Annotated in this window: 22 protein-coding genes; 13 read left to right on the top strand and 9 right to left on the bottom strand. The window is 64.9% G+C overall.

What is annotated here, in order from left to right; all coding sequences use genetic code 11:
* Window positions 1-34: 34 nt before the first annotated feature.
* From polA to C4S73_RS14320, 5 genes are all read left to right on the top strand, one after another.
* Window positions 35-3,076 carry a DNA polymerase I gene (polA, locus tag C4S73_RS14340; RefSeq protein ID WP_103873298.1) on the top strand — a complete coding sequence of 1,014 codons (3,042 nt, stop codon included), beginning with the start codon at window positions 35-37 and terminating at the stop codon, window positions 3,074-3,076.
* 78 nt (window positions 3,077-3,154) lie between these two features.
* Complete coding sequence (locus C4S73_RS14335) at window positions 3,155-4,285, top strand: AI-2E family transporter (protein ID WP_160115773.1); 1,131 nt, start codon at window positions 3,155-3,157, stop codon at window positions 4,283-4,285.
* Window positions 4,286-4,404: 119 nt separating this feature from the next.
* Window positions 4,405-4,764: a DUF883 C-terminal domain-containing protein gene (locus C4S73_RS14330; RefSeq protein WP_103873171.1), complete on the top strand. Its 360-nt coding sequence runs from the start codon at window positions 4,405-4,407 to the stop codon at window positions 4,762-4,764.
* Window positions 4,765-4,768: 4 nt separating this feature from the next.
* Window positions 4,769-5,194, top strand: coding sequence for a hypothetical protein (locus tag C4S73_RS14325; protein ID WP_146071357.1), 426 nt, complete (start codon window positions 4,769-4,771; stop codon window positions 5,192-5,194).
* Between the two features lie 94 nt (window positions 5,195-5,288).
* Window positions 5,289-6,647, top strand: a complete 1,359-nt coding sequence (locus C4S73_RS14320; RefSeq protein WP_160115772.1) for a sensor histidine kinase — start codon at window positions 5,289-5,291, stop codon at window positions 6,645-6,647.
* Between the two features lie 18 nt (window positions 6,648-6,665).
* Here the strand turns inward: C4S73_RS14320 and C4S73_RS14315 are convergent, their stop codons facing one another.
* Together C4S73_RS14315 and C4S73_RS14310 are read right to left on the bottom strand one after the other, a co-directional pair.
* Window positions 6,666-7,103, bottom strand: a complete 438-nt coding sequence (locus tag C4S73_RS14315) for a response regulator (protein ID WP_146071356.1) — start codon at window positions 7,101-7,103, stop codon at window positions 6,666-6,668.
* Window positions 7,104-7,222: 119 nt separating this feature from the next.
* A complete protein-coding gene (locus tag C4S73_RS14310; protein WP_103873167.1) occupies window positions 7,223-7,726 on the bottom strand; it encodes a DUF992 domain-containing protein in 504 nt (167 codons plus the stop codon).
* Window positions 7,727-7,800: 74 nt separating this feature from the next.
* Between C4S73_RS14310 and C4S73_RS14305 the strand changes: the two genes are divergently transcribed.
* Window positions 7,801-8,148 carry a hypothetical protein gene (locus tag C4S73_RS14305; protein WP_146071355.1) on the top strand — a complete coding sequence of 116 codons (348 nt, stop codon included), beginning with the start codon at window positions 7,801-7,803 and terminating at the stop codon, window positions 8,146-8,148.
* Here C4S73_RS14305 and C4S73_RS14300 read toward each other — a convergent pair.
* Together C4S73_RS14300 and C4S73_RS14295 are read right to left on the bottom strand one after the other, a co-directional pair.
* Window positions 8,142-8,705 carry an extensin-like domain-containing protein gene (locus C4S73_RS14300; protein WP_160115771.1) on the bottom strand — a complete coding sequence of 188 codons (564 nt, stop codon included), beginning with the start codon at window positions 8,703-8,705 and terminating at the stop codon, window positions 8,142-8,144. The genes C4S73_RS14305 and C4S73_RS14300 overlap by 7 nt on opposite strands.
* 726 nt (window positions 8,706-9,431) lie before the next feature.
* Window positions 9,432-10,229 carry a response regulator gene (locus C4S73_RS14295; RefSeq protein ID WP_103873164.1) on the bottom strand — a complete coding sequence of 266 codons (798 nt, stop codon included), beginning with the start codon at window positions 10,227-10,229 and terminating at the stop codon, window positions 9,432-9,434.
* Window positions 10,230-10,459: 230 nt separating this feature from the next.
* Here C4S73_RS14295 and C4S73_RS14290 point away from each other — a divergent pair, with 230 nt between their 5' ends.
* From C4S73_RS14290 to C4S73_RS14280, 3 genes are read left to right on the top strand one after another with little or no spacing between them, the layout of a single operon-like run.
* Window positions 10,460-10,663, top strand: coding sequence for a NepR family anti-sigma factor (locus tag C4S73_RS14290; protein ID WP_103873297.1), 204 nt, complete (start codon window positions 10,460-10,462; stop codon window positions 10,661-10,663).
* Window positions 10,650-11,210 (top strand): sigma-70 family RNA polymerase sigma factor, encoded by a 561-nt coding sequence (locus C4S73_RS14285; RefSeq protein ID WP_103873163.1) that lies wholly within the window; start codon window positions 10,650-10,652, stop codon window positions 11,208-11,210. Before C4S73_RS14290 ends, C4S73_RS14285 begins: the two co-directional genes overlap by 14 nt.
* A complete protein-coding gene (locus tag C4S73_RS14280) occupies window positions 11,210-12,856 on the top strand; it encodes a histidine kinase dimerization/phosphoacceptor domain -containing protein (protein WP_103873162.1) in 1,647 nt (548 codons plus the stop codon). The genes C4S73_RS14285 and C4S73_RS14280 overlap by 1 nt, the downstream gene beginning before the upstream one ends.
* Before the next feature lie 11 nt (window positions 12,857-12,867).
* On the opposite strand, the gene C4S73_RS14275 is transcribed toward C4S73_RS14280, so the two are convergent.
* From C4S73_RS14275 to C4S73_RS14265, 3 genes are all read right to left on the bottom strand, one after another.
* A complete protein-coding gene (locus tag C4S73_RS14275; protein WP_103873161.1) occupies window positions 12,868-13,746 on the bottom strand; it encodes a transglutaminase family protein in 879 nt (292 codons plus the stop codon).
* A gap of 189 nt (window positions 13,747-13,935) precedes the next feature.
* Window positions 13,936-14,229 (bottom strand): hypothetical protein, encoded by a 294-nt coding sequence (locus C4S73_RS14270; RefSeq protein ID WP_103873160.1) that lies wholly within the window; start codon window positions 14,227-14,229, stop codon window positions 13,936-13,938.
* Window positions 14,230-14,340: 111 nt separating this feature from the next.
* A complete protein-coding gene (locus C4S73_RS14265; protein ID WP_160115770.1) occupies window positions 14,341-16,149 on the bottom strand; it encodes an ABC transporter ATP-binding protein/permease in 1,809 nt (602 codons plus the stop codon).
* Window positions 16,150-16,340: 191 nt separating this feature from the next.
* On the opposite strand from C4S73_RS14265, the gene C4S73_RS14260 reads away from it, so the two are divergent.
* The 4 genes from C4S73_RS14260 to C4S73_RS14245 all read left to right on the top strand — a co-directional run bounded on the left by C4S73_RS14260 (window position 16,341) and on the right by C4S73_RS14245 (window position 20,386).
* The gene (locus C4S73_RS14260; protein ID WP_244595596.1) at window positions 16,341-17,096 is read left to right on the top strand and encodes a Crp/Fnr family transcriptional regulator; all 756 of its coding nucleotides are present in this window, start codon (window positions 16,341-16,343) and stop codon (window positions 17,094-17,096) included.
* A gap of 125 nt (window positions 17,097-17,221) precedes the next feature.
* A complete protein-coding gene (locus C4S73_RS14255) occupies window positions 17,222-18,016 on the top strand; it encodes a class I SAM-dependent methyltransferase (protein WP_244595595.1) in 795 nt (264 codons plus the stop codon).
* A 152-nt stretch (window positions 18,017-18,168) separates the two neighbouring features.
* Window positions 18,169-19,362 carry a diguanylate cyclase gene (locus C4S73_RS14250; RefSeq protein ID WP_103873158.1) on the top strand — a complete coding sequence of 398 codons (1,194 nt, stop codon included), beginning with the start codon at window positions 18,169-18,171 and terminating at the stop codon, window positions 19,360-19,362.
* Window positions 19,363-19,456: 94 nt separating this feature from the next.
* Window positions 19,457-20,386, top strand: coding sequence for a glutaminase (locus C4S73_RS14245; protein ID WP_103873157.1), 930 nt, complete (start codon window positions 19,457-19,459; stop codon window positions 20,384-20,386).
* A 37-nt stretch (window positions 20,387-20,423) separates the two neighbouring features.
* On the opposite strand, the gene C4S73_RS14240 is transcribed toward C4S73_RS14245, so the two are convergent.
* Together C4S73_RS14240 and gyrB are read right to left on the bottom strand one after the other, a co-directional pair.
* The gene (locus C4S73_RS14240) at window positions 20,424-21,320 is read right to left on the bottom strand and encodes a DMT family transporter (RefSeq protein WP_103873156.1); all 897 of its coding nucleotides are present in this window, start codon (window positions 21,318-21,320) and stop codon (window positions 20,424-20,426) included.
* 125 nt (window positions 21,321-21,445) lie between these two features.
* Window positions 21,446-23,869 (bottom strand): DNA topoisomerase (ATP-hydrolyzing) subunit B, encoded by a 2,424-nt coding sequence (gyrB, locus tag C4S73_RS14235; RefSeq protein ID WP_103873155.1) that lies wholly within the window; start codon window positions 23,867-23,869, stop codon window positions 21,446-21,448.
* Between the last annotated feature and the right edge of the window lie 81 nt (window positions 23,870-23,950).

The following is a 23,950-nucleotide window of genomic DNA, read 5'->3' as shown; positions in this document are numbered from 1 at the left end:
GACCGCCTCGCGCCAGCCGCTTATGGTCCGCGCCATGAGCGAGACAGCCCCGAAGACCTCCGCGCCCGATCTCAAGCCCGGCGACCATCTCTTTCTGGTCGACGGCTCGAACTTCATTTTCCGGGCCTATTTCCAATCGATCAATCAGGACCGGAAATACAATGCCCGTTCGGACGGTTTGCCCTCGGGCGCGGTCCGGCTGTTCGCGACCAAGCTGTTCCAGTTCGTCAAGGACGGCGTGCTCGGCGTAAAGCCGACGCATCTCGCCATTGTCTTCGACAAGACCGAGAACTCGTTCCGCAAGGCGCTCTACCCCGCCTATAAGGGCAACCGCTCGGAGCCGCCGCCGGACCTGATCCCGCAATTCCCGCTGATGCGCGAGGCGGTGCGGGCTTTCGGGCTGATCCCGGTCGAGCAGGATGTCTACGAGGCCGATGATCTGATCGCGACCTATGCCAGGCAGGCGCGCGAGGCCGGCGCCGATGTGCTGATCGTGTCGGCCGACAAGGACCTGATGCAGCTCGTGGGGCCGGGCGTCGCCATGTACGACCCCGCCTCCGGCGACGCCAAGAAGGGCGCGGGCTTTCGCGCCGAGCGCAAGATCGGCGAGCCCGAGGTGGTCGAATATTTCGGCGTGATGCCGAACAGGGTCGTGGATGTGCAGGCGCTGGCCGGCGACGCCACCGACAATGTGCCCGGCGCTCCCGGCATCGGCATCAAGACGGCCGCCCAGCTCATTGCGGAGTATGGCGATCTGGAGACGCTGCTGGCGCGCGCGGGCGAAATCAAGCAGCCCAAGCGCCGGGAGACGCTGACCAATCCCGAGATCGTCGAGAAGGTCCGCATCTCCCACAAGCTCGTCACGCTGGTCGACGATGTCGCGGTCGAGACGCCGCTGTCGCATTTGACGCTGAGCCAGCCGGATCCTGTGCCGCTCATCGCCTTCCTGAAGGCGATGGAATTCACCACCATCACCAAGCGCGTCGGCGAAGCCTATGAGGCCGATGTCGCAGCGATCGACGCAGACCCTGCGCTGGCGCCGGGCGGCTCGCGCGCGGCCGAGCTCAAGGCGCTCTATATCGGCGCCGACGCAGCCGATAGCCAGCCAATGCTCTCGACTGCGGCCAGCGCCGCGGTCACTCAGCCGGCGGCTGGAGCCCCCGCCGGCGATGGCTGGCTGAAGCCGGCCGATCTCGCCGCCGCCCGCAAGAACGAGGCGATTGCCGCCAAGGTCGACCGTACGGGCTATGAATGCGTGCGGACGCTGGCGGATCTCGAACGTTGGATCGGCTGGGCCTATGAGGCCGGCGTCGTCGCAATCGATACCGAGACCAGCGCGCTCGACGCGATGCAGGCGGATCTCGTGGGCATCTCGCTCGCCGTCGCGCCGGGCCGCGCCTGCTATATTCCGCTTCAGCATCGTGGCGGCACGGATCTGTTCGGCGGCGGCATGCTGGAGGGCCAGATCCCGGTGGCCGAGGCTGTCGCCGCGCTCAAGCCGCTGCTGACGGATGATGGCGTGCTCAAGGTCGGGCAGAACCTGAAATACGATCTGGTCCTGCTGGCGCGCTACGGCATCGAGCTGTCCCCGGTCGAGGACACCATGCTGATTTCCTATGCCCTCGATGCCGGCGTCAACAACCACGGCATGGACCGGCTGTCGGAGCTGCATCTCGGCCATGAGACCATCACCTTCGCGCAGGTCGCCGGCACCGGCAAGGCGCAGGTCTCCTTCGACAAGGTCGCGCTCGACAAGGCGACGGACTATGCCGCCGAGGACGCCGACGTCACCTTCCGGCTCTGGCGCGCGCTGAAACCCAGGCTCGCCGCCGAGGGCAAGGTCACGGTCTACGAGACGCTCGAGCGTCCGCTGGTCGAGGTGCTCGCCCGCATGGAAGGCCGCGGCATCGCCATCGACAGGCAGATCCTGTCTCGGTTGTCGGGCGAATTCGCGCAGTCGCTGGCCCGGCTGGAAGACGAGATCCACACGCTCGCGGGCGAAAAATTCCTGATCGGCAGCCCAAAACAGCTCGGCGACATCCTGTTCGGCAGGATGGGCCTCGCCGGCGCCAAGAAGACCGCGACCGGGCAATGGGCGACGGGGGCCGGCGTGCTCGAGGAGCTGGCCGAGCAGGGCCATGAGCTGCCCTCGAAGATCCTGGAATGGCGTCAGCTCGCCAAGCTGAAATCGACCTACACGGATTCGCTGCCGGCCTATGTGAACCCGACGACCAACCGGGTGCACACCTCGTTTGCGCTGGCGGCGACGACGACGGGCCGGCTCTCCTCCTCGGAGCCCAACCTGCAGAACATCCCGATCCGTACCGAGGCCGGGCGCAAGATCCGCACCGCCTTCGTAGCCGAAAAGGGCTACAAGCTGATCTCTGCCGACTACAGCCAGATCGAACTGCGCCTGCTCGCCCATATCGCCGAGATTCCGCAGCTTCGGCAGGCTTTCGCCGATGGCATCGACATTCACGCGATGACCGCCTCGGAAATGTTCGGCGTGCCCGTCGCGGGCATGCCGAGCGAAGTTCGTCGCCGGGCCAAGGCGATCAATTTTGGCATCATCTACGGCATCTCGGCCTTCGGCCTGGCAAACCAGCTTGCGATCAGCCGCGAGGAGGCCGGCGCCTATATCCGCAAATATTTCGAGCGCTTCCCCGGCATCCGCGACTATATGGACCAGACCAAGACCTTCGTGCGGGCCAATGGCCATGTCACGACGATCTTCGGCCGGGTCTGCCATTTCCCCGCGGTGGCCTCGAAGAATCCCTCCGAGCGCGCCTTCGTCGAACGGCAGGCGATCAACGCGCCGATCCAGGGCTCGGCCGCCGACATCATCCGCCGCGCCATGATCCGGATGGACGCCGCGCTGACGGCGGCTAGGCTCGATGCGCGGATGCTGCTGCAGGTGCATGACGAACTCGTCTTCGAGGTGCCCGAAGCGCAGGTCGAGGCGGCGCTGCCGGTGATCACCAAGGTGATGGTCGACGCGCCGCATCCGGCGCTGCAGCTGCGCGTGCCGCTGCAGGTCGATGCGCGCGCCGCCGGCAACTGGGACGAGGCGCATTGAGGCGCAGGAACTTTGCCTGGCGCCATTACGTTGTAATGTGACGCGCCCGATGCCGGTTCGCGCATGGGAACCGCAAAGATGCTCAACTCGTCCTCCTGGAAACCGTTCCCGCGCTACGTGGCGGAGCCGGAACCGGAGGTCGAGGAGACGCATGAGGACGTCACCCCTTACGAGCACGACCTCATCCTGCGCTACGCCATTGTCGGCATCTTCGTCATTCTGGCCACCGCGTCGCTCTATCTGACCAAGGTCATTGCGCTGCCGATCACGGCTGGCATCATTTTCGGGCTGGTACTGGGTCCGGTCGTCGACTGGATGGTACGCCGGGGCGTGCCGCAGCATCTGGCGGCCGCGATCGTCGTCCTGTTCGGACTGGCCGTTTTGATGGCGTCGATCACCGTTCTGGCCGTGCCCATCGCAGGCTGGAGCGATCAGTTGCCGGCCATGCTGGGAGCGCTGCAGCGCAAGCTCGCCGGTGCCTTCGCCATGATCGAGGAGTTGAAACGCGCCGCAGCTGCGCTGACCGGAAAGAGCGGCACCGAACTGAGTGTCTCCCAGGGCAACCCGCTGCTCGACATAGCGATGTCGTCCTCGGCGGCGGCGGGCGGCATGCTGGTTTTCGTCGCGACCGTGTATTTCTGGCTGGCGACCCGCCGCCATCTCAAGGCGCGCGCCTTGCGGCTGTGCCTGGGGCGCGGCGCACGCAAATCCGCCGGCGCGTTCTTTCAGGAGATCGAGACGCGGGTGGCGCAGTATTTCGGGCTGGTGACGCTGATCAACCTCGGCATGGGCCTGCTGACCATGACGATCGCCTGGTTTGCCGGGCTGCCCTTTCCGGTGTTCTGGGGCGCGCTCGCCTTCCTCATGAATTACCTCGCCTTCATCGGGCCGATCATCGTCACCGTGCTGCTGTTTGCCGGAGCGCTGCTCGATGCGCCGTCGCTGGTCGCGGCGATCTGGCCGGCGGCCGCCTTTTTCATGCTGCATCTCATCGAGGGCAACGCGGTGACGCCGGTCTTCGTCGGACGCAGGCTCACCGTCTCGCCCTTCCTGGTGTTCATCGGCTTCATCTTCTGGCTTTGGCTCTGGGGTCCGGTCGGCGCGGTGCTCTCGACTCCGATCCTGCTCGTCGCCATGGTGGCGCAGGAGGAGTTTGCCCGCTACCGCAAGGCCCAGGCCGAAGATGCCGAACAGGCGCAGGCGGGCTGAGGCGGCCAAAAAGGAACCCAAGGCCAACGGATGCGTTGGCCTTGCAAGCGCGTCGGACTCTCGGCGGGCAGATTATTCCAGAGATTGATCGAAGATCAGGCGACAGGGAAACAACCGCTATGGCAACCACAACTTCCGCGAAGCGTCAGGCGAGCTCGGCCGTGAAGCGTGCCAAGGATGAGATCGCCGCCGGCGCCGAGGACGTCGCCAACGAGGCGCGCGCGGCCGTCCGCCATGCCAAGCGCGAGGCTGGCGCCTTCGAAGACAGCATCACGCGCAGTGCCGAGGAACTGGCCGCCACCGTTAGTGACCGGCTGAAGTCGGTCGGCGTCGATACCGACAAGATGGTCGATGTCGCGCGCGAGCAGGCCACCGATCTTCAGCGCCTGATCGCCCAGGAAATCCAGGAGCGGCCCTTGCGCGCGCTGGGGCTCGCGGCGGCGGTGGGCCTCTTCGTTGGCTTCCTTTCGGCACGATAAGCCGATGCTGGGGGGATTGGGATCATTCATTGCGTCGGAGGTCTCCGGCGCGGTGAAGCGCAACGTCATCGTGTACGGGCTTTTCGGGCTGACGGCCCTGCTCGTCGTCTGCTCGGTCGGCTATGCACTGAATGCACTGCATACGGTGCTGTTGATTCACTACGGCCCGGTCGCGGCGAGCCTGTGGATCGCAGGCGGCCTGCTCGCCACGGCGCTGCTGGCCTTTTGCGTGGCGCTCTTCGTCAAGAACCGCCGTCGCCCGCCACGTCCGCTCGCGACCACGGCGCTAGCGGCAGCCCCCATCGCAGCCAAGCTGCTGGGCTCGCGCATGAGCTGGCGCATGGCCATGGTCGGCGGAATTCTGGTGCTGGGGACCGTGCTCGGCAGGCAGTTCTTCAGCGGGGGCGATGCCGAAGACGACCAGAGCTGAGGCGCGCGAGCATGGATCGGCGATGGACGGCCCCTGTCTTTTTACATAGGGATTGGGGATTCCGTCCTGTAACACGGTCTGCATGTTATCTCAGGTGAGGCCCCGCGCCCGATTCTCCCTCCTCGATTTGTCCGCCATCGGCGCGCGCCTGCGCTCCGCCACGATCACGATCGTGGCGATCGGGGTCGTCGCCGTCGCGGTGGTTCTGGCAGCCTGGATCAATGCCCAGGCATTGAGAACCTCTGAGCGCGTTTCCCAGTCGATCGAGATCCGCGAACGCGCGGAGCGCTTTCTGGGTCATATGCGCGATGCTGAAACCGGCCAGCGGGGCTATCTCCTGACAGGCGACAGCGCCTATCTGGAGCCGTTCACCAGCGGTCGTGCCGCTGCACTGCCTGAGCTGGACGCGCTCGATAAGCTCGTCACTGAGGATGTCGCGCAGAAGGAGCGGGTTGCGAGGGCACGCGAGGAAACGCTCCAAAAGCTTGGGGAACTCGATGCGACCGTGGCGCTGGTCAAGGCCGGGCGTCAAAGCGAGGCGCTGGCACGTATGCGCAACGGCAGTGGTGTCGCCGCGATGGAGGCGCTGCGCGCCTCCGTGCAGCAGCTGCAACTGGCCGAGAACATTCGCCTCGTCGCACTCTCGCGCAACGAGGCGCGTCGACGTCTCTGGGCCAGCGTCGGCATCGTCGTGGCGCTCGCAGGCCTCGCTTTTGCCGCCTGGCAGCAGCTTCGCACCCGCCAGCGCCGTAGCGCCCTTCTGGCCGGAAGCAACGCGCAGCTTGAGCTGATCGTGGGCGAACGCACCAGGCAGCTCGAAAGCGAGCGCCTGCGGATCGAGGCGCTGCTGCGCGACGTCAATCACCGTGTCGGCAACAACCTCGCGATGGTCTCGGCCCTGCTCAATGTCCAGAGCCGCCAGACCCGGGAGCCGGCCGTCCGCAACGCTTTGGCGCAGGCCCAATCGCGCATTCAGGCGATCGCGGCAGGCCAGCGCCGTCTGCGCCTGGACATCGAGACCGACGAGATCGACGCGCGGCCCTATATGGAGGACCTGCTCGACGAGATCGGCAAGGCGGCCGAGGGGCGCAGGATCGATATCGAACTCGTGATGGACGCGATCCGCCTGCCGGGTCGGGACGCCGTATCCTTCGTCGTGATCGTCAACGAGCTGGTAACGAACGCGATCAAGCACGCCTTTCCCGGCGACATGGCGGGAAAAATCGTGATTCGCTTCGATCAGGTCGAGATCGATGGCGCGCCTGGCCTGGCCATGACGATCGAGGATAACGGCGTCGGCATGCCCACTGAGGTCGAGTCCAAGGGGCTCGGCCAGACCGTGATCGCCAGCCTGCTTCGCAGCATGCGCGCGAAAATGGTGTCGGAGCCGCTTGAACCGGGTACGGAGCGCCCCGGCTGCCGGGTGACGTTGACCTTTCCGAAACGCGATTAAACCCGCCCGCCCTTTTCGTCAGTGGTTCCGGCTCCGGCGTGGTTTCAGCGGCGAGATGGCTCCGAGCAGGAAAGTGGCGATCTCGCGCGTCGAGAATGGCTTGCGCAGGAAGCGCGCCTGGCGCAGCGCCTTCGGCACATCGCTGGGCGATGAGCCGGAGACGAAGGCGAACGGGGTTCCTGCCTGCAGCAGCGCAGCGGCGAGATCGAAGGTCTTGCCGCCGATGACGTCGATATCGAGAAACGCGCAGGATAGCCGTGAAGCAGTGGCGCGCAGCGCTTCTGCAACTGATCCGACGACGATCAACTCTGCTTTGTCGCCCAGTTCATCTGCCACGGCGGACTCGATGTCCATGGCGATAAAAGGGTCATCTTCGACGATCAGGACACGGATATCAGCCATTGAATCCGGCACTCTCACTAACTGCAATCTTGTGACGCAAGCAATCAACGTCACAAAGATGGCGATGTTCCTGCATTATCTCGAAAGAGACTTGAGAAACCGTCAAACTCGATTCAATTTGCAGGAACAGGGTTAGCGAAGCGTAAGCCTTTTGGCTGATGAAGCGGCGATTCCTAGCGACGCCTGCCTGGCGAAACCAGCGACAATTCGAAGCCTGTGACGCCGACCGCCACATTGATCCCGCGCGATCCCTGAAGCGAAAGCGGCTGGAGCGTGACCTCATTGTTGTCGCCACCGACCAGCAGATTACCGGTCGCGCCGACGCCGGCAGAGGCTCCTGCGGTCGCGCCGACATAGTGGCCGGTGAGGGCGCCGAGCGGCGCGCGTGCATAGGGACCGTAGACGCGCCAGGACATGTTGGTGCTGCGGATCGTCCCGAGATCGAGCCCAAAATTTCTGACGACGCCGACATAGCGCTGAATCGGACCGCGACGCGGCCGGAAACGGCAATCCATCGGGCGCTGCGATGTTATCACCAGTCCGAGGCCGGCCCCGACACTGCAGCTCAGGCGGCCGGTCGGCGCACCGGACTGGGCGGCTGCGGGCGTCAGGAACCCCAGAACGCCGGCTGCGGCGGCAATGGCGGCGAGGCAGGCTCGCGAAGGCCGAATGATCATCTCAAATGCTCCTGACGTAAGGGTGACCAGAAAACGCCGCAGAGCTTCCACAGTTCCCAATTATTGGGAACCTCGTGAAGGCTGTTGCGTTAACGCTTCATCATCGCATGGGAACCTCGATGTCCGTTAGACGCCGCAGGGAAGAAATCCCCGATATCCTGCCGATCGGTCGCGGGCCCGGCGTCACGATTCCGCCATTCTGGGAGCTGGAAGATTTGATCGAGCGCGGTTTCGATCACGATACCGCCCTTCAGATCATGGCGATGCGGCGACCTGAGCCCTGCGCGCGGACGACCTGGATTATTTCCGACCCGCAAGCCTCGTCTGAACCGCAAGCCTCGTCTGAACCGCAAGCCTCGTCGGACGCGCAGGCCCCGGGAGATGAGCCGCTCATCGACGATCTCCGGCAGGCCCATCACTGACAGAAGTGGCTGGAGGGCGAGCGGCGCTCCTGCGTATCGACATGGAGATGGTTTGCGTGCGCGCTGTCGGAACCGGGCCCGAGACTGGTGTTGAAGGCGCCGCAGGCTGACTGTCTGATGGCTTGCAGGAAATTGCTCTGCGCTGGTCCGTCGGGCTTCTCGACCACCACTGTCTGACCCGTCTTTTCCCCTGTCAGCGTGAACGCGAAGATATCGAGTGCCTTGCCGGTGGCGTGCTCGCTGAGCGGCCCGGCTACGGCCCTGTTGCGGCGCCGGCACTCATGCCCTCCACCAACCCTCAGACCAGCCAGGTCGCGGTCGAAATGCCCGCGCACCAGCGGCTGGACGCTGGTGTCGAGCCAGGTCGCGACAGTGCTCGCCATGGTGCAGCTCAGAGTCACCGGCGGATCGAAGGCGATCTGGCGTTCGCCATTCGCGCTCCGGACCGAGAGTGCTTCGACCACCACCGGCTCGACCACATGGCACGCCGCGTCCTTGCCCCCATTCACGCCCGTGTCGGCTGCGCGCACGCGATTGCCCGAGATCGCGGTCAGCATGGCAAGGCAGCTCGGCTCCTGCGGAACCGGTGGCCCTTCCGGCTGCGCGCTGACCGGCGGTTGGAGGGTTGCAGCAGGCTTTCCCGCATCCGGCTCCGGCGCTTGGACGGGCGCCTTCGCAGGCGGTGGGGCTGCAAATTCGGTAGGGCGTGGCGGTGGCAGCCTCGTCGTAACCGGTGCATCGGCCCTGACGGCCTGCGAACGCGGCGCCGCCACAGCAGCGCCGCCCGCCAGAGAACTCACAAACGCGAATAGAACCAGACGTGCCGCGGTTGATCTCATCGCGCGGGCTGTCCGGATCGTCCGAGATCTCGGGATTTCTGTTGCTTCGCGATCGCCGCGACCCCGCTCAACTGTCAAGCGCTGCAGCGCTGGCGACCGCAACGGCGGTCAAGCCGGCCAGTACCAATGACAGGATATCGGAGGTCATGGCCCCCACTGGTACCATTCCGCTGAAAAGCGCCGTCCCGATCGACGTTGCCGCGATCAGCGCTGTGAGACATGTCATGGCCATCGATTCACGCCCTCCCGAACTGCGAACCCGAAACTCCACTCAACACCAGTTTCGAGAACGCGGGTCCGCAACGCTTGTTCCCGGCTCCCAGCGAGATGCAGGCGAATTATCGGAACAGCCGCCCTCGCATGAATCTTGGCTGGGCGGAACGCATGAAAAAGGCCCGCAGCGCGAGGCGCCACGGGCCGGAAAACCGATCGGCGTGAGAAAGCTTAGGCGGCCCTGCGGCCGGCGCGTCGGTCGAAGAACAGCGCCTGGCTGATCGCGGCCTTCACCGCTTCCGGCTGGAAGGGTTTTGTGATCAGGAACGCGGGTTCAGGGCGGTCGCCGGTCAGCAGGCGCTCGGGATAGGCGGTGATGAAGATCACGGGCACGTCGATCGTGGCAAGAATCTCGTTCACCGCGTCGAGACCCGAGCTGCCATCGGCAAGCTGGATGTCGGCGAGGACGAGGCCCGGACGCTTCTTCGCGACGAGCGCGATCGCTTCACGTTGTGTCCGGGCGACGCCGGTGACGGTATGCCCGAGCTCCTCGACCATGGTCTCGATGTCGAGCGCTATGATCGGCTCGTCCTCGATGATCAGCACATCGGTCGCGACCTGCTCGGCGATCTCCTGTCCGGCGGTCTGGACGAGGCCGGCGGCTTCGGGCGGCGTGACGTCCATGATGGCCGCGACCTCCTCGATCGAGAAGCCTTCGACGGTCCGCAGCAGGAAGGCCTGCCGCGGGCGCGGAGTCAGTGCTTCGAGGTTGCGCTCGGCGGAGGAACGGCTGAGTTCGACTGCTCCCGAATCAGTCGTATTGAGACCTACCGAGCTCCACAGCTTGAGGAAGGTCCGGTAAAGCGCAATGCGCGGATTGATCTCCCGGGGGAACGAGTCGGGATCGAGCACGAGCGCTTCCAGCATGGCGACCACATAGGCGTCGCCGCTCGCTTGCGTGCCATTCAGCGCACGCGCGAACCGACGCAAATAGGGCAGATGTGGCGCGATTTCCTTGGCGATCGACATGGATACGTCCTTTTATTGGTGCCGGAAATGAGCACTCGCCGCGCATCGCTGACAAGCATTTTATTTTTTGTTCCGGTGGGAACCTTTTGCAGAATCCCCTGTTAATACGGCGCACGAGTGTCGGTATCGCGTGTCCAGCGTGACCGATCCAACATTAGATTGCCGGGACCTGCTGGAAAAGCGGGCCGGGCTTTGGCGCGAGGGCTGATATGATTCAGGTGGATGCGGCAATGGCCGATTCCGGCGGCAATGACGAGGACGACGTCGAACTGATCCTCGATCCCAAGGTCCAGGAATCGATCGGCCGGTCGCTGAAGGCGCATTACGACGACATCGTCAACGCACCTGTGCCCGACAAGTTTCTGGTTTTGCTTGCACAGCTTGAAGCCACAGAGCAGCGCGCAGCCGGAGCTTCATCCGATGAGCGCAACTGAGTTCAAGGACGGCCTGATCAAGGAGATCCCGAATTTGCGAGCCTTCGCGGCTTCGCTGTCGGGTTCGATGCAGCTTGCCGATGATCTGGTCCAGGACACGCTGCTCAAGGCCTGGGGCAATTCCGAGAAATTCGAGCCCGGAACCAGCCTGCGCGCCTGGCTCTTCACAATCCTGCGCAACACCTATTACTCGCTTTATCGCAAGCGCGGGCGCGAGGTGCAGGACAGCGAGGGCACCTATGCCGAGCGCATGGCCACGCATGGCAACCAGGAAAGCCATCTCGACCTCGCCGATTTTCGCAAGGCGCTCGCCAAGCTGCCCGAAGAACAGCGCGAAGTGCTGATCATGGTCGGTGCGACCGGCCTCTCTTATGAAGAGACCGCCGAAATCTGCGGTGTTGCGATCGGCACCATCAAGAGCCGGGTCAACCGGGCCAGGACGAAGCTCGCCGAATTGCTGTCGATAGGCAGCCTGGACGATCTTGGGCCGGACCGCAAAAGTGCGGCTGCGATGCAAAGGGTCGGCTCCGAAATCATCGGGACCTGATGCGGCTCACACGCTTCAAAACGGTCAGGGGGCGGTTGCTCGCCCTCCTGATCGCGATTGCGTTGCCGATTGCCGGGCTGACGGCGGTCGCCGCCGTCACGACCTATCGGACGGTCATCGCGGCAATCGAATTGTCGCAGGCGCGGGCGGCGGATGATTTCGCCGTGCGCACCCGTGTCTGGTATCGCGGCGCATTGCGCACGTTGCTGGCATCGGGAGCGTTGATTGCAAGCGGGCAGCCCTCGAAAGCGGATTGCGACGCCTCCAGTCGGCTGCTGCTGGATCAGGTGCGCGGGTTTCGTGCCTTGCGCCTCGTCATGAGCGATGGCCGCGTCTGCTCGACCTCCCTCGACTCAGGCGTTGCCGCAGGCGACATGGCGGCGATCTCGGCCAAGCTGAAGGAACTGCCCTCGACACGGATCTGGGCGGACAACGAGCTGGCGCAGGCGCGCTACGATCATGTTGCGCTGGGAGAGCGCAGCTATCTCGCTATCCATGCTCGCAATATCGGCGGGGCCATGCCGCAGGAAGCGCTCCTGCTGGTGAACACCGAACTTCTGGATCAGGTCTTCGATCTCGGGGATGACAGCGAGGGCATGAACGTGGCCCTACTTGCGCGCGGTGGCCGGGTCGTGGCTTCGCGGGGCGAAGACCCGGACATATCCTGGCTGCCGGCGCAGGAACGCGTTCCAGAATCCAAGCTTCGCTGGGAGGCGCCAAGCCGCGTCGGCGGCGAGCGCGCCTATGCGGCGAGAATGGTGGCCGACCCGGACTTCTATGTCATCACCAGCTTCGACGATGCGCCGGTTCGCGCGGCGCGTCTTCAGTTTCTCGTGCTTCTGCTGGCGCCGTTGCTGACGCTGACGCTGCTGTGCCTGGTCTATCTGCGGGCGATCGACAGCCATTGCGTGCGCTGGCTGCGCGGCATCGAGGCAGCGGCGCGCGCACGCTCCACGGGAAAGACGGCCCGCGCAGTCGTTGCAGAGGAGATGCCGAGCGACATTCGCAGCGTCGCCGAGGCGTTCAATACGATGGTCGACGAACAGGAGGTGCGGCAGCGCAGGCTGCAGACCGCGCTCGACGATAATCGCTTCCTCGTGCGGGAACTGCATCACCGGGTTAAGAACAGCCTCCAGGTCGTCCAGAGCTATATCGGGCTGACCAAGCGGGACTATCGCAGCGAGGCCCGCTGGGCGCTGGCCGATGCCGAATGCCGCGTTCACGTGCTCTCAGCCGCCTACCGCTTCACGCTGGCCGATGGCGAGATGCAGCCGGTGCGCGTCGACCTGTTCATCGACGATGTCGTGACGATGATTTCAAACCTCATTCGCCGGCGCGACCAGTGGATTTCAGGCCGGATCGAGACCGGAGCCTCGCTGTCGGTCGACCGCATCATCCCGCTCGGCTTCATGGTCGTCGACGTGGCCTCGCGCGTGTTGCGCAGCACGCCGGGGGTCAGCATCACCATCATCGTCAGCGATATCGACGCATCCACCATCGAAATCGCGCTGGAGGCCGATCGCGATATCGCCCATAGCCAGCCGCCGAAGCTCTTCGCCGGCCTGCTCGCGCAGATCGAAGCCGTGCAGGCGGGCGGTGCCGAGGGGCGCAGGCTCGGCAGCTGGCGTGTCAGGCATCGCGCCTGAAGCTGGCGGGCCTATTTTGGTTCGTTCACGGCTTCGATGGTCACGCCGACGCTGAGGCCGAGAAACGAACCTGCCAGCCCCGTGAAACTGCCCGATACCGGCGAGGCGTCCTCCGGTACGCGCGCGACGGCGACGCGCAGAAGCTGCCGGTCGGCGACAAGGTCGTTGGTCGGGTCGAACTCCACCCAGCCATCGCCGGGGATGAACACATCGGCCCAGGCATGCGTCAGCCCGACGGCGGAAACGAGTCCGGTCGCGTCAGGTGTCCGGTCATGGATATAGCCGGTGACGAAGCGGCTCGCGAAGCCCATTCGCCGGGCGAGTTCGATGAATAGCCAGGCATAGTCGCGGCAGGATCCCGCTGCCTGGCGGATGGTGTCGGCGGGATGCTGGGTGCCTTCGTCATACCGAACGGCATAGCTCAGTCCCGTATAGATCGCATGCGCCAGATCCTTCAGCAGATGGCCGGAACCTTCCACCGTCCGCTGCTGGAAATCGGCGAGCCATTGGTCGAGCACACCATCGGGATCGGCGGCTGCCAGGTTCAGGTACGGCTGGAGGACGGCGCGCTCGGCCTGGCTATAGACCACCTGCATGACGCTGGCGGTCGGCTCGATTTCGGTGCGCGGCAAGGCCGAGCCGAAGCGCTGGATCAGCAGCTCGCTGACGATGTCGAGCTTATCGGCGGGGCCATTGAAATTCGCGACGGCGACGGAGTTGCCATAGGCGTCGTGCATCCAGCGCAACCGGGCCTGCGGCGCGATCGACAAGGAGGTATCGACGACGCGCAGATCGAAGCTGTCCCGCGGCCGCAGCATCAGCCGGTGTGGCCCGAACTGCACGGGCCCCGCATAGCGGTAGGTGGTCGCGTGCCGAATACGCAGATACATCGCTTCCCCAGCCTGCCGCTCGTCCAAGCCGCACGATAGTCAAAGAACAAGACACTCAAAAAACAAGCCGCCCGAAGGCGGCTCGCAGTGTGGCGCACGAGGGCTGCGCTGGATCTGAAACGCTGAAACCTGTCGGAGGTTCCAGATGTCGGGACAAATTCTGTAGCCGTGAGAGCCTTGATCCGAAATTCAACGCGTGACAGTCGCGTTCGGCCGGTCGAGCATCGCCTGCTGCGACGTCGCCTGATGCAACGTGGCAATGGCGCGCTTCGCGCTGCTAACGACCTTCTGGCCGGGGTCAACGGCGGCATAGCGGGTATCGGCAGGCTCCTGGCGCTCGGCCTTGGCCAAAGCGACGGTAGCGGAACTCTGGTCGGTCGAGCCCTGCAAGTCAGCGCCGAAGGTCAGGCACGCTACGGCGGTGCCCATCAGCCCGAAGAAAACGAAGGCGCGCTTGATGGGGGCAAGGCTGTTATTCAACATCTGTCTCTCCCGTCGCCATGACCGGGCAAAATCGACCGGCTTCCGAAAGAGTGAACGCGGGCAGGCCGCCAGGGTTCCATTTCGGGACGGGGTGACTCGATCGACGATGATTCAGGCGGCCTCGTCATTGGCAGCAAGGCGGGTCTTGAACAGGCGCCACAGTGATTTTCCGAGGCGGCGCGACGTCAGTTCCGCGCCCGCAAGCCGCTTCTCAAGGGTGATCTTGCGGTCGTGGAAATCCTCGAGGCCCGGCCGATGGCCGACGCTGATGACCGTCGCATGTGCGAGCTCGCTCTCGAACAGGCCCAGCAGGGAATTCTGGCTGTCCTCGTCCAGCGCCGATGTCGCCTCGTCCATGATGATGATGTCGGGGCGCTGGATCAGCAGGCGCGCGAAGGCGACGCGCTGCCTCTCGCCGCCCGACAGGATGCGGTCCCACTTGTCCTCGTCGTCGAGCCGTTTGCCGAGATAGCCCAGCCCGGAGCGCTTGAGCGCAGCGGTCACGATTTCGTCGGAAACGGGCTTGTCCGCCTCCGGATAAAGCAGCACCGTCCGTAGGCTGCCGATCGGCAGATAGGGTTTCTGCGGCACGAAGGCGACCGATTTGCCCTGTGGCATCTCGATGGTGCCCGAGCCCCAGGGCCAGAGGCCGGCCAAGGCGCGGATCAACGTGCTCTTGCCGGTGCCGCTCTCGCCGACGATCAGGACCTTTTCGCCAAGCTCGATCACAACCGAAGCGTCGCTGATGACGACGCGGCCATTGCTGTGGGCAATCGAGAGCTTCTCGATATGAATCGCGCCATCCTGGCTTTCGCCGAGCTGGATCTGCGTTTCGCCCTCCATGACGGTGGCGACGTCGAGCCCCTCCAGCGCCTCCTGCAACTCGTCGACGCGGCCGACCGAGGCAAACCACTCAGCCAGCCTGACGAAGTTGTCGACGAACCAGATCAGAGCCGCCTGAACGGCGCTGAACGCCGCGACCACCTGCATCACCGCGCCGAGCGAGACCTCCCCCGAAAGGTATTTCGGCGCGATCAGGAGCAGCGGAACGATTGGAAACAGCGCGCCGTTCGTGTTGAGCACCAGCGCGATCACTCCCTGCTGGCGAATCACATTCAGCCAGGCGGCGACGACGCGGCTGTAATTTCCGCCGACGGAGCCCCGCTCGTCGGCATCGCCCCGGATCAGCGCGATGCTTTCGGCATTCTCGCGCAGGCGGGTCATCTCTGCCCGGAACTGCGCCTCCGCCTCGTTCTTCGCCGCGATCTTGGCGACGAGAGGTCGGCCGGTGAGATAGGCGGCGAGAGAGGCGATGAGCGCATAGCCGATCGCGGCAAGCGCCATGTAGCTGGGAATCACGATCTCGACCCCGCCCAGGGTGAAATGGGCGGAACCCGCGACGTGCCACAGGATCGCTGCGAAGGTGGCGGCGGTCACCACGGCGGTGATCAGGCCGATCGCGAATTCGACCAGCGGCTCGATCGCGAGGCGCACATCCTCGGCGATGCGATATTCCGGCGCCGCCTGCTCCTTGGCGATGAACTGCAGCCGGTAATAGCGCTGATCGGCGATCCACCAGCCGGCCAGCCGGCGCGTGAGATATTCGCGCCAGCGGGTTTGCAGCAGCATGCGGCTGATCACCAGCGCCGACAGCGTCAATGCCGAGGCGACGACGAGCAACGGCAGCCAGGCGACGATGCTCCAGACGGCGGGAACGTCGCGCTTTTCCAGCGCGTCGAAGAAGAGGCGGTTCCACGTGTTGACGCCGACTGCCGTCGCGGTCTGCGCAGCGACAAAGGCGAGCACGGCCAAAGTCAGGCCCCAGGCTCGCATCCGCGTCCTGCCGCTCCAGAACGGCAGGGCGTTGGCGAAAAAGCGGCGCATGCGCGAGCGTTCGGCCACACGCGGTGTGTCGGTCATAGGCGGGCAACTCCGGAGCAGGTCGTGGCGCGGCAACAGCGTTGAAAGGAAACGTCGCGAAGTACCCGCAAGTTCCTGATGTGCGAAGAACATGTTGCGTCGCACAAAAACGAAAACAAGTGATTTGATATTGAGTCGCCACGATCCTCAGGGGCATGGTGGCCCAGGCTTTTTGGGAATCGTTCCAGACCATGACAGTGACCATGAAGCAGGGCCGGGTCGGCGTTCCCTGTCTTGCTTGCCCGCTACGGCTCAAGCCAGCCTTCAAGGACAAGACGGATGATGAGGTCCGCTTCATCCAGGCGATGAAGTTCGACCATCGCGCCTTGCCGGCCGGTTCCGACATCATCCATCCTGGCCAGGAGGATGCCGAGCTGTACACGTTGTTCTCGGGCTGGGCGTTCCGCTATCAGTCCCTGCCGGACGGGCGCCGCCAGATCCTGAATTTTCTGCTGCCGGGCGATCTCGTCGGCCTGCAGGCCTCGCTGCTCAGCGCCGCCCAGCATGGCATCGAGGCGTTGACCGATGTCGAGCTTTGCGTTTTTCCGCGTCGTCGCGTCTGGGACCTGTTCGTGCGGATGCCGAGCCTGTCCTATGAGATAGCCTGGCTCGGCTCGCGCGAGGAAAGTCTCATTGACGAGAATCTGACCTCGGTCGGCCAGCGCAATGCGGGCGAACGCATCGCGGCGCTGGTGATCTCGCTCTACCGCCGCGCCGATGCGCTCGGGCTCGTCAGCGAGCGCAGCTTCCTGTTCCCGCTCTCGCAGCAGCAACTGGCCGATGCACTGGGTCTATCGCTCGTCCACACCAGCAAGACCTGGTCGCGGCTGCGGCGCTCAGGCCTGTTCTCGATATCGGCAGGGCGGCTCACTTTGCTCAATCCGCGCCTGACCGCCCGCATGGCCTCGGCATTCGAGCGGGAATTCGAGCCGCGGCCGCTGATCTGAGATCAATTTCGCTCAAGCTGACGGAAAGACTTGGCTCCACGCATCTCTTGACCCCATATGCCGCGTAGGTAACGTTTAACCGCAGCGTCAAGCTCGCCGCATGTCGCGACGATGTCAGAGGTATCATGTCTTCGACGGTCCGCCCTCGCCCCACGCGCGGCACATCGCTTGCGGCACGCCTCGGCCAGTCCCGGGTCGCGGCGCGCATCGAGGGTGAGATGCGGGTGACGGCGGCCGATCTCGTCGACAGCGTCTCCGAAGCCAAGCTCAAGGTTGCGGCCGTGCGCTACAAGGTCGAGGGCGAGGTTCGCAACACCGCCGAAAAATTCAAGACGCGCGTCAACGAGGCCAAGACGAAGCTCGGCGACGAGGCGCGCTTCATCAAGTCATGGATCGATTCTCCGCTGCGCACCGGCTCGGTGACACCATCGGGCCCGGCGCTGGCGCGGCGCATGGCGTCCTTCGTCGATCCCGATCTTCCCGGCCCGGTCATCGAGATCGGCCCCGGCACCGGCCCCGTGACCGAGGCACTGATCGAACGCGGCATCAGTGAGGACCGGCTGATCCTGGTCGAATACAGCCCCGAATTCTGCAAATTGCTGCGCGAGCGCTTTCCCCGTGCGACGGTGGTCGAGGGCGACGCCTATGCGCTCTCGAAGACGCTTGCCGGCCACCTGAACGAAAAGGCGATCGCGCTGGTCTCCAGCCTGCCGTTGTTCACGCAGCCGCCGCCGATGCGAACCGCCTTGGCCAAGGATGCCTTCACCCTGCTGATCGAGGGCGCGCCCTTCATCCAGTTCACCTATTCGGTGATCTCGCCGGTGCCGCGCAAGGGCTCTCACCTGAAGGCCTTCGTCTCGGACTGGGTGCTGCGCAACATCCCGCCCGCGCGCGTCTGGGTGTACCGCCAGGTTCTGTGAGCCCTTCGGCTGCGCGCCTCGACGATTCCTCGCAAAATCCCCGAACGTCCCAACCGAATCGTAACCCCTGCGGTCTATGAGCCCCTGCAGCGAGGCGTTGGCCGGATGGCGGTTTGCTTCGAAGCTGGCAACCCAGGAGCGATGGCAGGCGCATGAGTGAGGTGGCACCGCGTTTCAGCCTCCCGCGCTGGCGCATCACGCGCTGGCTCGCCGATGCCGGTGCCGATGTGCCCGATGAGATCAGGGTCGCGCTGATCGGGAGCCTGTATGGCACGTTGCCGATCTTCGCCGGCGGCGTGATCAACACGGTCGCTGTCTCGCTGCTGATCGCGCTCCGCATTCCGACGCTCCCCTTCATCCTCTGGTGCGCCTTCGAGGTCGTCTGCTGCGTTATGCGGCTAGCTGTCCTGCTGGTGTCCCAGCGCCAGGCTGCGAAGGGGCTGCCGACACCGACCGATCTCTACCTTCTGCTGGGAGTGGCCTGGGCGGCCGGCGTCGGCTTCGGCACCTTCATCAGCCTGACCAGCGGCGACTGGGTCGTGGCGACGCTTGCCTGCCTCTCGGCTGCAGCAATGGTCGGCGGCATCTGCTTCCGCAATTTCGGCGCGCCGCGCATGGCCGGGGTGATGATCTTCCTGACGCTTGGCGCCTGCTGCTTCGCCGCGCCGTTCCTGGGCGAGCCGATCATGCTGATCGTCTTCATGCAGATCCCGTTTTATTTGTTCAGCATGAGCCGGGCGACCTACAAGCTGAATGCCATGCTCGTCTCAACCATGCGAGCCGAGCGCGAGCATGAGTTTCACGCCCGGCACGACATGCTCACCGGCCTGCAGAATCGCGCCGGCCTGGCCAAGACATTCGACGCGCGCTCGCCGCAACAGGCCGGGGCAGGCCGCCTTGCCCTGATCTATCTCGATCTCGATGGCTTCAAGGCGATTAACGACACCCACGGCCATATGGCGGGCGACAGGTTGCTGCAGCTGGTCGCCGAGCGCCTGCGCGGGCTCGTTCGCGCCGGTGACTTCGCGGCCCGGATCGGCGGCGACGAGTTCATCGTCTTGTCCGAGCAGACCGAGACCGCGCAGCTGCTGAGTTTCGGGGAAAGACTGATCCGCGAGATTTCGCTGCCTTATGAACTCGACAACCGGCACGCGGTCACGGTCGGGGCGTCCATCGGCATCGCCCTGGCGCCCGAGCACGGCACGGACATGACCAGCCTTCTCACGGCGGCCGATGCGGCGCTCTATCAGGCCAAGTCGAAGGGAAAATCGCGCTGCGTGGTGGCACGCCAGGGCGAGAGCGAGCTGACCTTCGCGACCTCCAGGCCTGTCCCGCAATTGCAGTAGACCTCGCGCCCCCTGCGCGATCAGCCGCTTGACCGGCGGGGGCGGCTCGGGCTTGTTCGCAACCAGTGGGCGGTTCGTGGGGAGCGGGAACAGCGTGGCAGACATCGCGCGGCTCGTCCGTGACATTGCCGACGAGATCGCCGCCATCCCAGAGCGTGGCGATGTCGCGACCTATATCCCGCCGCTGGCGACGATCGATCCCGGCCATTTCGGCCTGTGCATCGTGACAGTCGATGGTGCGGTTCATGCTGCCGGCGATACCGATGAGCCGTTCTCGATCCAGAGCGTCTCGAAGGTGTTCGCGCTGACGCAGGCTCTGGGCAAGATCGGCGACACGCTCTGGCGACGCGTCGGCCGGGAGCCCTCGGGAACGCCGTTCAATTCGATCGTCCAGCTCGAGCGCGAGCAGGGCATTCCGCGCAACCCCTTCATCAATGCAGGCGCGCTGGTCGTCGCCGACGTCAACCTCTCCGGACATGAGCCGCGCGTCGCGATCGGCGAATTGCTGCGTTTCGTCCGCTATCTGGCCGATGACGACACGATTGCCATCGACGAGAAGGTTGCGCGCGCCGAGCAAGCGACGGGCTTCCGCAATGTGGCGCTGGCCAATTACATGAAGGCGTTCGGCAATCTGACGCATCCGCCGGAATTGACGCTGGGCGTCTATTTCCACCAATGCGCGATAGCGATGAGTTGCCGGCAGCTCGCGATGGCCGGGCGCTATCTGATGCATGGCGGCCTCTATGAGCCCGGCGGTGCGCGTGTCGTCTCGCCCCAGCGGGCGCGCCGGATCAACGCGCTGATGTTGACCTGCGGGCATTACGACGCGTCGGGCGATTTCGCCTTCCGGGTCGGGCTGCCCGGCAAGTCCGGCGTCGGCGGCGGCATCCTCGCGATCGCGCCTGGTCAGGCCTCGATAGCGGTCTGGTCACCGGGGTTGAACGAGAACGGCAATTCGAAACTCGGAACGCTGGCGCTGGAGAAGATCGCGGAGGTGACTGGCTGGTCGGTGTTCGATCGCTAGAATATCGGCCCGCAAAGCGGACGCCGTCGCGGCCGCCTCAAGCCAGCGGGCGCGGCCTGGCAGCGAGCACGACACCACAAATGATGACCGCGATCGCCATGGCAGCAAGCGGGCCGGGCACCTCGCCGAGCACCGGAATCGCAATCAGCGAGGACACGGCCGGGATCAGCGCGATCACCGCCGTCGCGGCGCCCGGCCCGAGCTGGGCAACGGCCCTGTTGAAGGTGACGATGGCGACCGCGCTCATCAGGACGCCCTGATAGATGCCCTGCAAAAGCAGCTCCTGCGTCGAGGCGTGGCCGAGGTGGCCGAGCCCGAACCAGAGATAGACCGGTACGAATAGCAGCGCGGACCAGAAGCAGATCAGCGCGGCCGCCTGAAGCGCCGAAAGCGCCGCCCGGCGGAACAGCAGCGTGTAGGCCGCCCACATCGCCGCCGCCAGCGCCAGCGAGCCGAGCCCCGCAGGTTGGAAAGCATGGCCGCCGGGCATGCTGGCGAAAGTTAGGACGACAAGCCCGGCAACGATCGCGGCATAGCCGAGCAGGCGTGGCCAGCCCGGCCATTCGCGCATGACGCCCCAGGCCATCAACCCGGAAAAGACCGGCATCAGCGTCGGTGTCGTCGAAGCCGCCTCGGCCGCACTGGTCAGCCGCAGGCCGAGCGCCACGAGCAAAACAAAGGGCGCGCCCCATAACAGCGCAAAGACAAAACCAAGCCCCCACGCGCGCAAGCGGAGCCTGGATCCGAGCAGCACGGGCAGCAGGATCAGCGCGCCGATGCCGAAACGGATCGCGGTGATGTCCCAGACGTTGAGTTCCCGGGTGACGCTGAAGCGCGTCACGACGAACCAGCCGCCAAAGATCGCCACGGCGATCCCTGCCCAGACAAAGCCGAGCAGCAAACTGGAACCGGGACTCTTGTCTCCCGGCGCCATGCTAGGCCCTTCGGGTTATCGGATCTTTGTCGCCGTCTCTCATCAAAGTGCTGGAGCAGAATTCTTGCGAGAAACCGGTTCCCGCTTTTTCGTGTCCTGTTCCAGCACTCGATGCGCGAGCCGCCTCAGGTATCGACCGTCGCGTTCAGCGCGTTGCTCTGGATGAACTCGCGGCGCGGCTCGACCACATCACCCATCAGCTTGACGAAGAGGTCGTCGGCTTCGTCGTTCTGGTCGTTCTTGACCCGCAGCAGCGAGCGCACGTCGCGATCGAGCGTGGTCTCCCAGAGCTGGTCGGGGTTCATCTCGCCCAGCCCTTTGTAGCGCTGCAGCGAGACGCCCTTCTTGCCGATGGCCGAGACCGCCTCGAACAGGTCGGTCGGCCCGTTGACGATGTGGTCGTCGCCCTTGCGGCTGAGCACGCCGGGCTTGGCATAGGCCTCCTGGAGGGAGGCGCTCGCGGCATCGAGCTTGCGGGCCTCGGCGCTGGCGAGGAGGCCGGCATCGAGCGCTGCGACCTGCTTCACACCGCGCACCATGCGCGAGAACAGGAAGCCGCCCTCGCTCACCTTGCCCTCCCAGCCGCGCTCCAGATCGTCGGAGATCGCGTCGAGGCGGACGGCAACGGCAGCCGCCTTCGCGTTGGACTGCTCATCGCTGTCATCGCTGAGCGGATGCAGCGCGCCGGCGATCGCCATCTGCTCGACGACACGCCGGTCGTAGCGCGAATGCAGCTGCGAGAGCGTGTGGCGGACGCCGCGCGACTCTTCGATCAGGGCGCGCAGATCCTGCCCGGCCCGTTCGGAGCCGCCGCTCATCCTGAAGACGGCGCCGTCCAGCGCGGTCTCGACGAGGTAATCCTCGAGTGCGCGCTCGTCCTTGAGATAGACGTGGCTCTTGCCGCGCGCCGCCTTGTAGAGCGGCGGCTGGGCGATGAAGAGGTGCCCGCGCTCGATTACTTCCGGCATCTGCCGGTAGAAGAAGGTCAGCAGCAGCGTGCGAATATGGGAACCGTCCACGTCCGCGTCGGTCATGATGATGATCTTGTGGTAGCGCAGCTTCTCGATGTTGAACTCTTCGCGCCCGATGCCGGCGCCCAGCGCCGTGATCAGCGTGCCGACCTGCTCTGAGGAGAGCATCTTGTCGAAGCGTGCCCGCTCGACGTTCAGGATTTTTCCGCGCAGAGGCAGAACCGCCTGGTATTCGCGGGCGCGGCCCTGCTTGGCGGAGCCACCGGCCGAGTCACCCTCGACGATGAAGAGTTCGGATTTGGCGGGATCACGCTCCTGGCAATCGGCCAGCTTGCCCGGGAGCGAGGCGATGTCGAGCGCGCCCTTGCGCCGGGTCAGGTCGCGCGCCTTGCGGGCGGCTTCGCGGGCGGCGGCGGCTTCCGCGACCTTGCCGACGATCAGCTTGGCTTCGGGCGGGTGCTCCTCCAGCCAGGTCGAGAGCGCCTGGTTGACGACGTTCTCGACGACGGGGCGAACCTCCGAGGAGACCAGCTTGTCCTTGGTCTGCGAGGAGAATTTCGGATCGGGAACCTTGACCGAAACGATAGCCGTCAGCCCTTCGCGGCAGTCGTCGCCGGTCAGCGCGACCTTTTCCTTCTTCAGGATGCCGGAGGTCTCGGCATAGCCGGTGATCTGGCGCGTCAGAGCAGCGCGGAAGCCGGCGAGATGGGTGCCGCCGTCGCGCTGCGGGATGTTGTTGGTGAAGCAGAGCACGTTCTCGTGGTAGCTGTCGTTCCACCACAGCGCGACATCGACGGTGATGCCGTCCTTCTCGTTGGAGAGCATCACCGGCTTGGAGATGATGGGCGTCTTGGCGCGGTCGAGATAGCGCACGAAGGCCTCGACGCCGCCCTCATACATCAGCTCCTCGCGCACCACCTCGGAATGGCGGGCGTCGGTCAGGATGATGCGCACGCCTGAATTGAGGAAGGCGAGCTCACGCAGGCGATGCTCGAGCGTCTTGAAGTCGAACTCGATCATCGTGAAGGTTTCTTGGGACGGGGTGAAAGTCACCTCCGTGCCGCGCTTGTCGCCGGCAGGGCCGACGACCGCGAGCGGCGCCACCGCATCGCCATGGCGGAATTCCATGAAATGCTCGTTGCCGCCGCGCCAGATGCGCAGCTTGAGCGAAACCGACAGCGCGTTCACGACGGAGACGCCGACGCCGTGCAGGCCGCCCGAGACCTTGTAGGAATTCTGGTCGAACTTACCGCCGGCATGGAGCTGGGTCATGATGACCTCGGCCGCCGAGATGCCTTCCTCGCTGTGGATATTCGTCGGGATGCCGCGGCCATTATCGGTCACGGTGACCGAGCCATCGGCATTCAGCGTCACTGTGACGATGTCGGCATGCCCCGCAAGCGCCTCGTCGATGGCGTTGTCGACGACTTCATAGACCATGTGGTGCAGGCCGGAGCCGTCATCGGTGTCGCCGATATACATGCCCGGCCGCTTGCGCACCGCATCCAGGCCTTTGAGAACCTTGATGGAATCGGCGCCATAGGCGGCGTCTTCAAGGTCGCGGGCAGCTTCGTTCATGTTGTGGTCCTTCGGCGGGCGCTAAGGGCGCCCGCGATCGTCTTGATTCGTATCACGAATATAGCGGCTCACTGCGGCTTT

The sequence above is a fragment of the Allobosea lathyri genome (assembly GCF_900108245.1).
GTDB lineage: Bacteria > Pseudomonadota > Alphaproteobacteria > Rhizobiales > Beijerinckiaceae > Allobosea > Allobosea lathyri.
The sequence above is the reverse complement of the archived record's forward strand: the minus strand, read 5'-3'. Positions and strand labels throughout refer to the sequence as shown.

Coding starts and splice junctions, on each gene's coding strand:
- polA (WP_103873298.1), top strand. CDS start 35: ATGAGCGAGACAGCCCCGAAGACCTCCGCGCCCGATCTCAAGCCCGGC.
- C4S73_RS14335 (WP_160115773.1), top strand. CDS start 3,155: ATGCTCAACTCGTCCTCCTGGAAACCGTTCCCGCGCTACGTGGCGGAG.
- C4S73_RS14330 (WP_103873171.1), top strand. CDS start 4,405: ATGGCAACCACAACTTCCGCGAAGCGTCAGGCGAGCTCGGCCGTGAAG.
- C4S73_RS14325 (WP_146071357.1), top strand. CDS start 4,769: ATGCTGGGGGGATTGGGATCATTCATTGCGTCGGAGGTCTCCGGCGCG.
- C4S73_RS14310 (WP_103873167.1), bottom strand. CDS start 7,726: ATGATCATTCGGCCTTCGCGAGCCTGCCTCGCCGCCATTGCCGCCGCA.
- C4S73_RS14300 (WP_160115771.1), bottom strand. CDS start 8,705: ATGCTGACCGCGATCTCGGGCAATCGCGTGCGCGCAGCCGACACGGGC.
- C4S73_RS14295 (WP_103873164.1), bottom strand. CDS start 10,229: ATGTCGATCGCCAAGGAAATCGCGCCACATCTGCCCTATTTGCGTCGG.
- C4S73_RS14290 (WP_103873297.1), top strand. CDS start 10,460: ATGGCCGATTCCGGCGGCAATGACGAGGACGACGTCGAACTGATCCTC.
- C4S73_RS14285 (WP_103873163.1), top strand. CDS start 10,650: ATGAGCGCAACTGAGTTCAAGGACGGCCTGATCAAGGAGATCCCGAAT.
- C4S73_RS14280 (WP_103873162.1), top strand. CDS start 11,210: ATGCGGCTCACACGCTTCAAAACGGTCAGGGGGCGGTTGCTCGCCCTC.
- C4S73_RS14275 (WP_103873161.1), bottom strand. CDS start 13,746: ATGTATCTGCGTATTCGGCACGCGACCACCTACCGCTATGCGGGGCCC.
- C4S73_RS14270 (WP_103873160.1), bottom strand. CDS start 14,229: ATGTTGAATAACAGCCTTGCCCCCATCAAGCGCGCCTTCGTTTTCTTC.
- C4S73_RS14265 (WP_160115770.1), bottom strand. CDS start 16,149: ATGACCGACACACCGCGTGTGGCCGAACGCTCGCGCATGCGCCGCTTT.
- C4S73_RS14260 (WP_244595596.1), top strand. CDS start 16,341: ATGACAGTGACCATGAAGCAGGGCCGGGTCGGCGTTCCCTGTCTTGCT.
- C4S73_RS14255 (WP_244595595.1), top strand. CDS start 17,222: ATGTCTTCGACGGTCCGCCCTCGCCCCACGCGCGGCACATCGCTTGCG.
- C4S73_RS14250 (WP_103873158.1), top strand. CDS start 18,169: ATGAGTGAGGTGGCACCGCGTTTCAGCCTCCCGCGCTGGCGCATCACG.
- C4S73_RS14240 (WP_103873156.1), bottom strand. CDS start 21,320: ATGGCGCCGGGAGACAAGAGTCCCGGTTCCAGTTTGCTGCTCGGCTTT.
- gyrB (WP_103873155.1), bottom strand. CDS start 23,869: ATGAACGAAGCTGCCCGCGACCTTGAAGACGCCGCCTATGGCGCCGAT.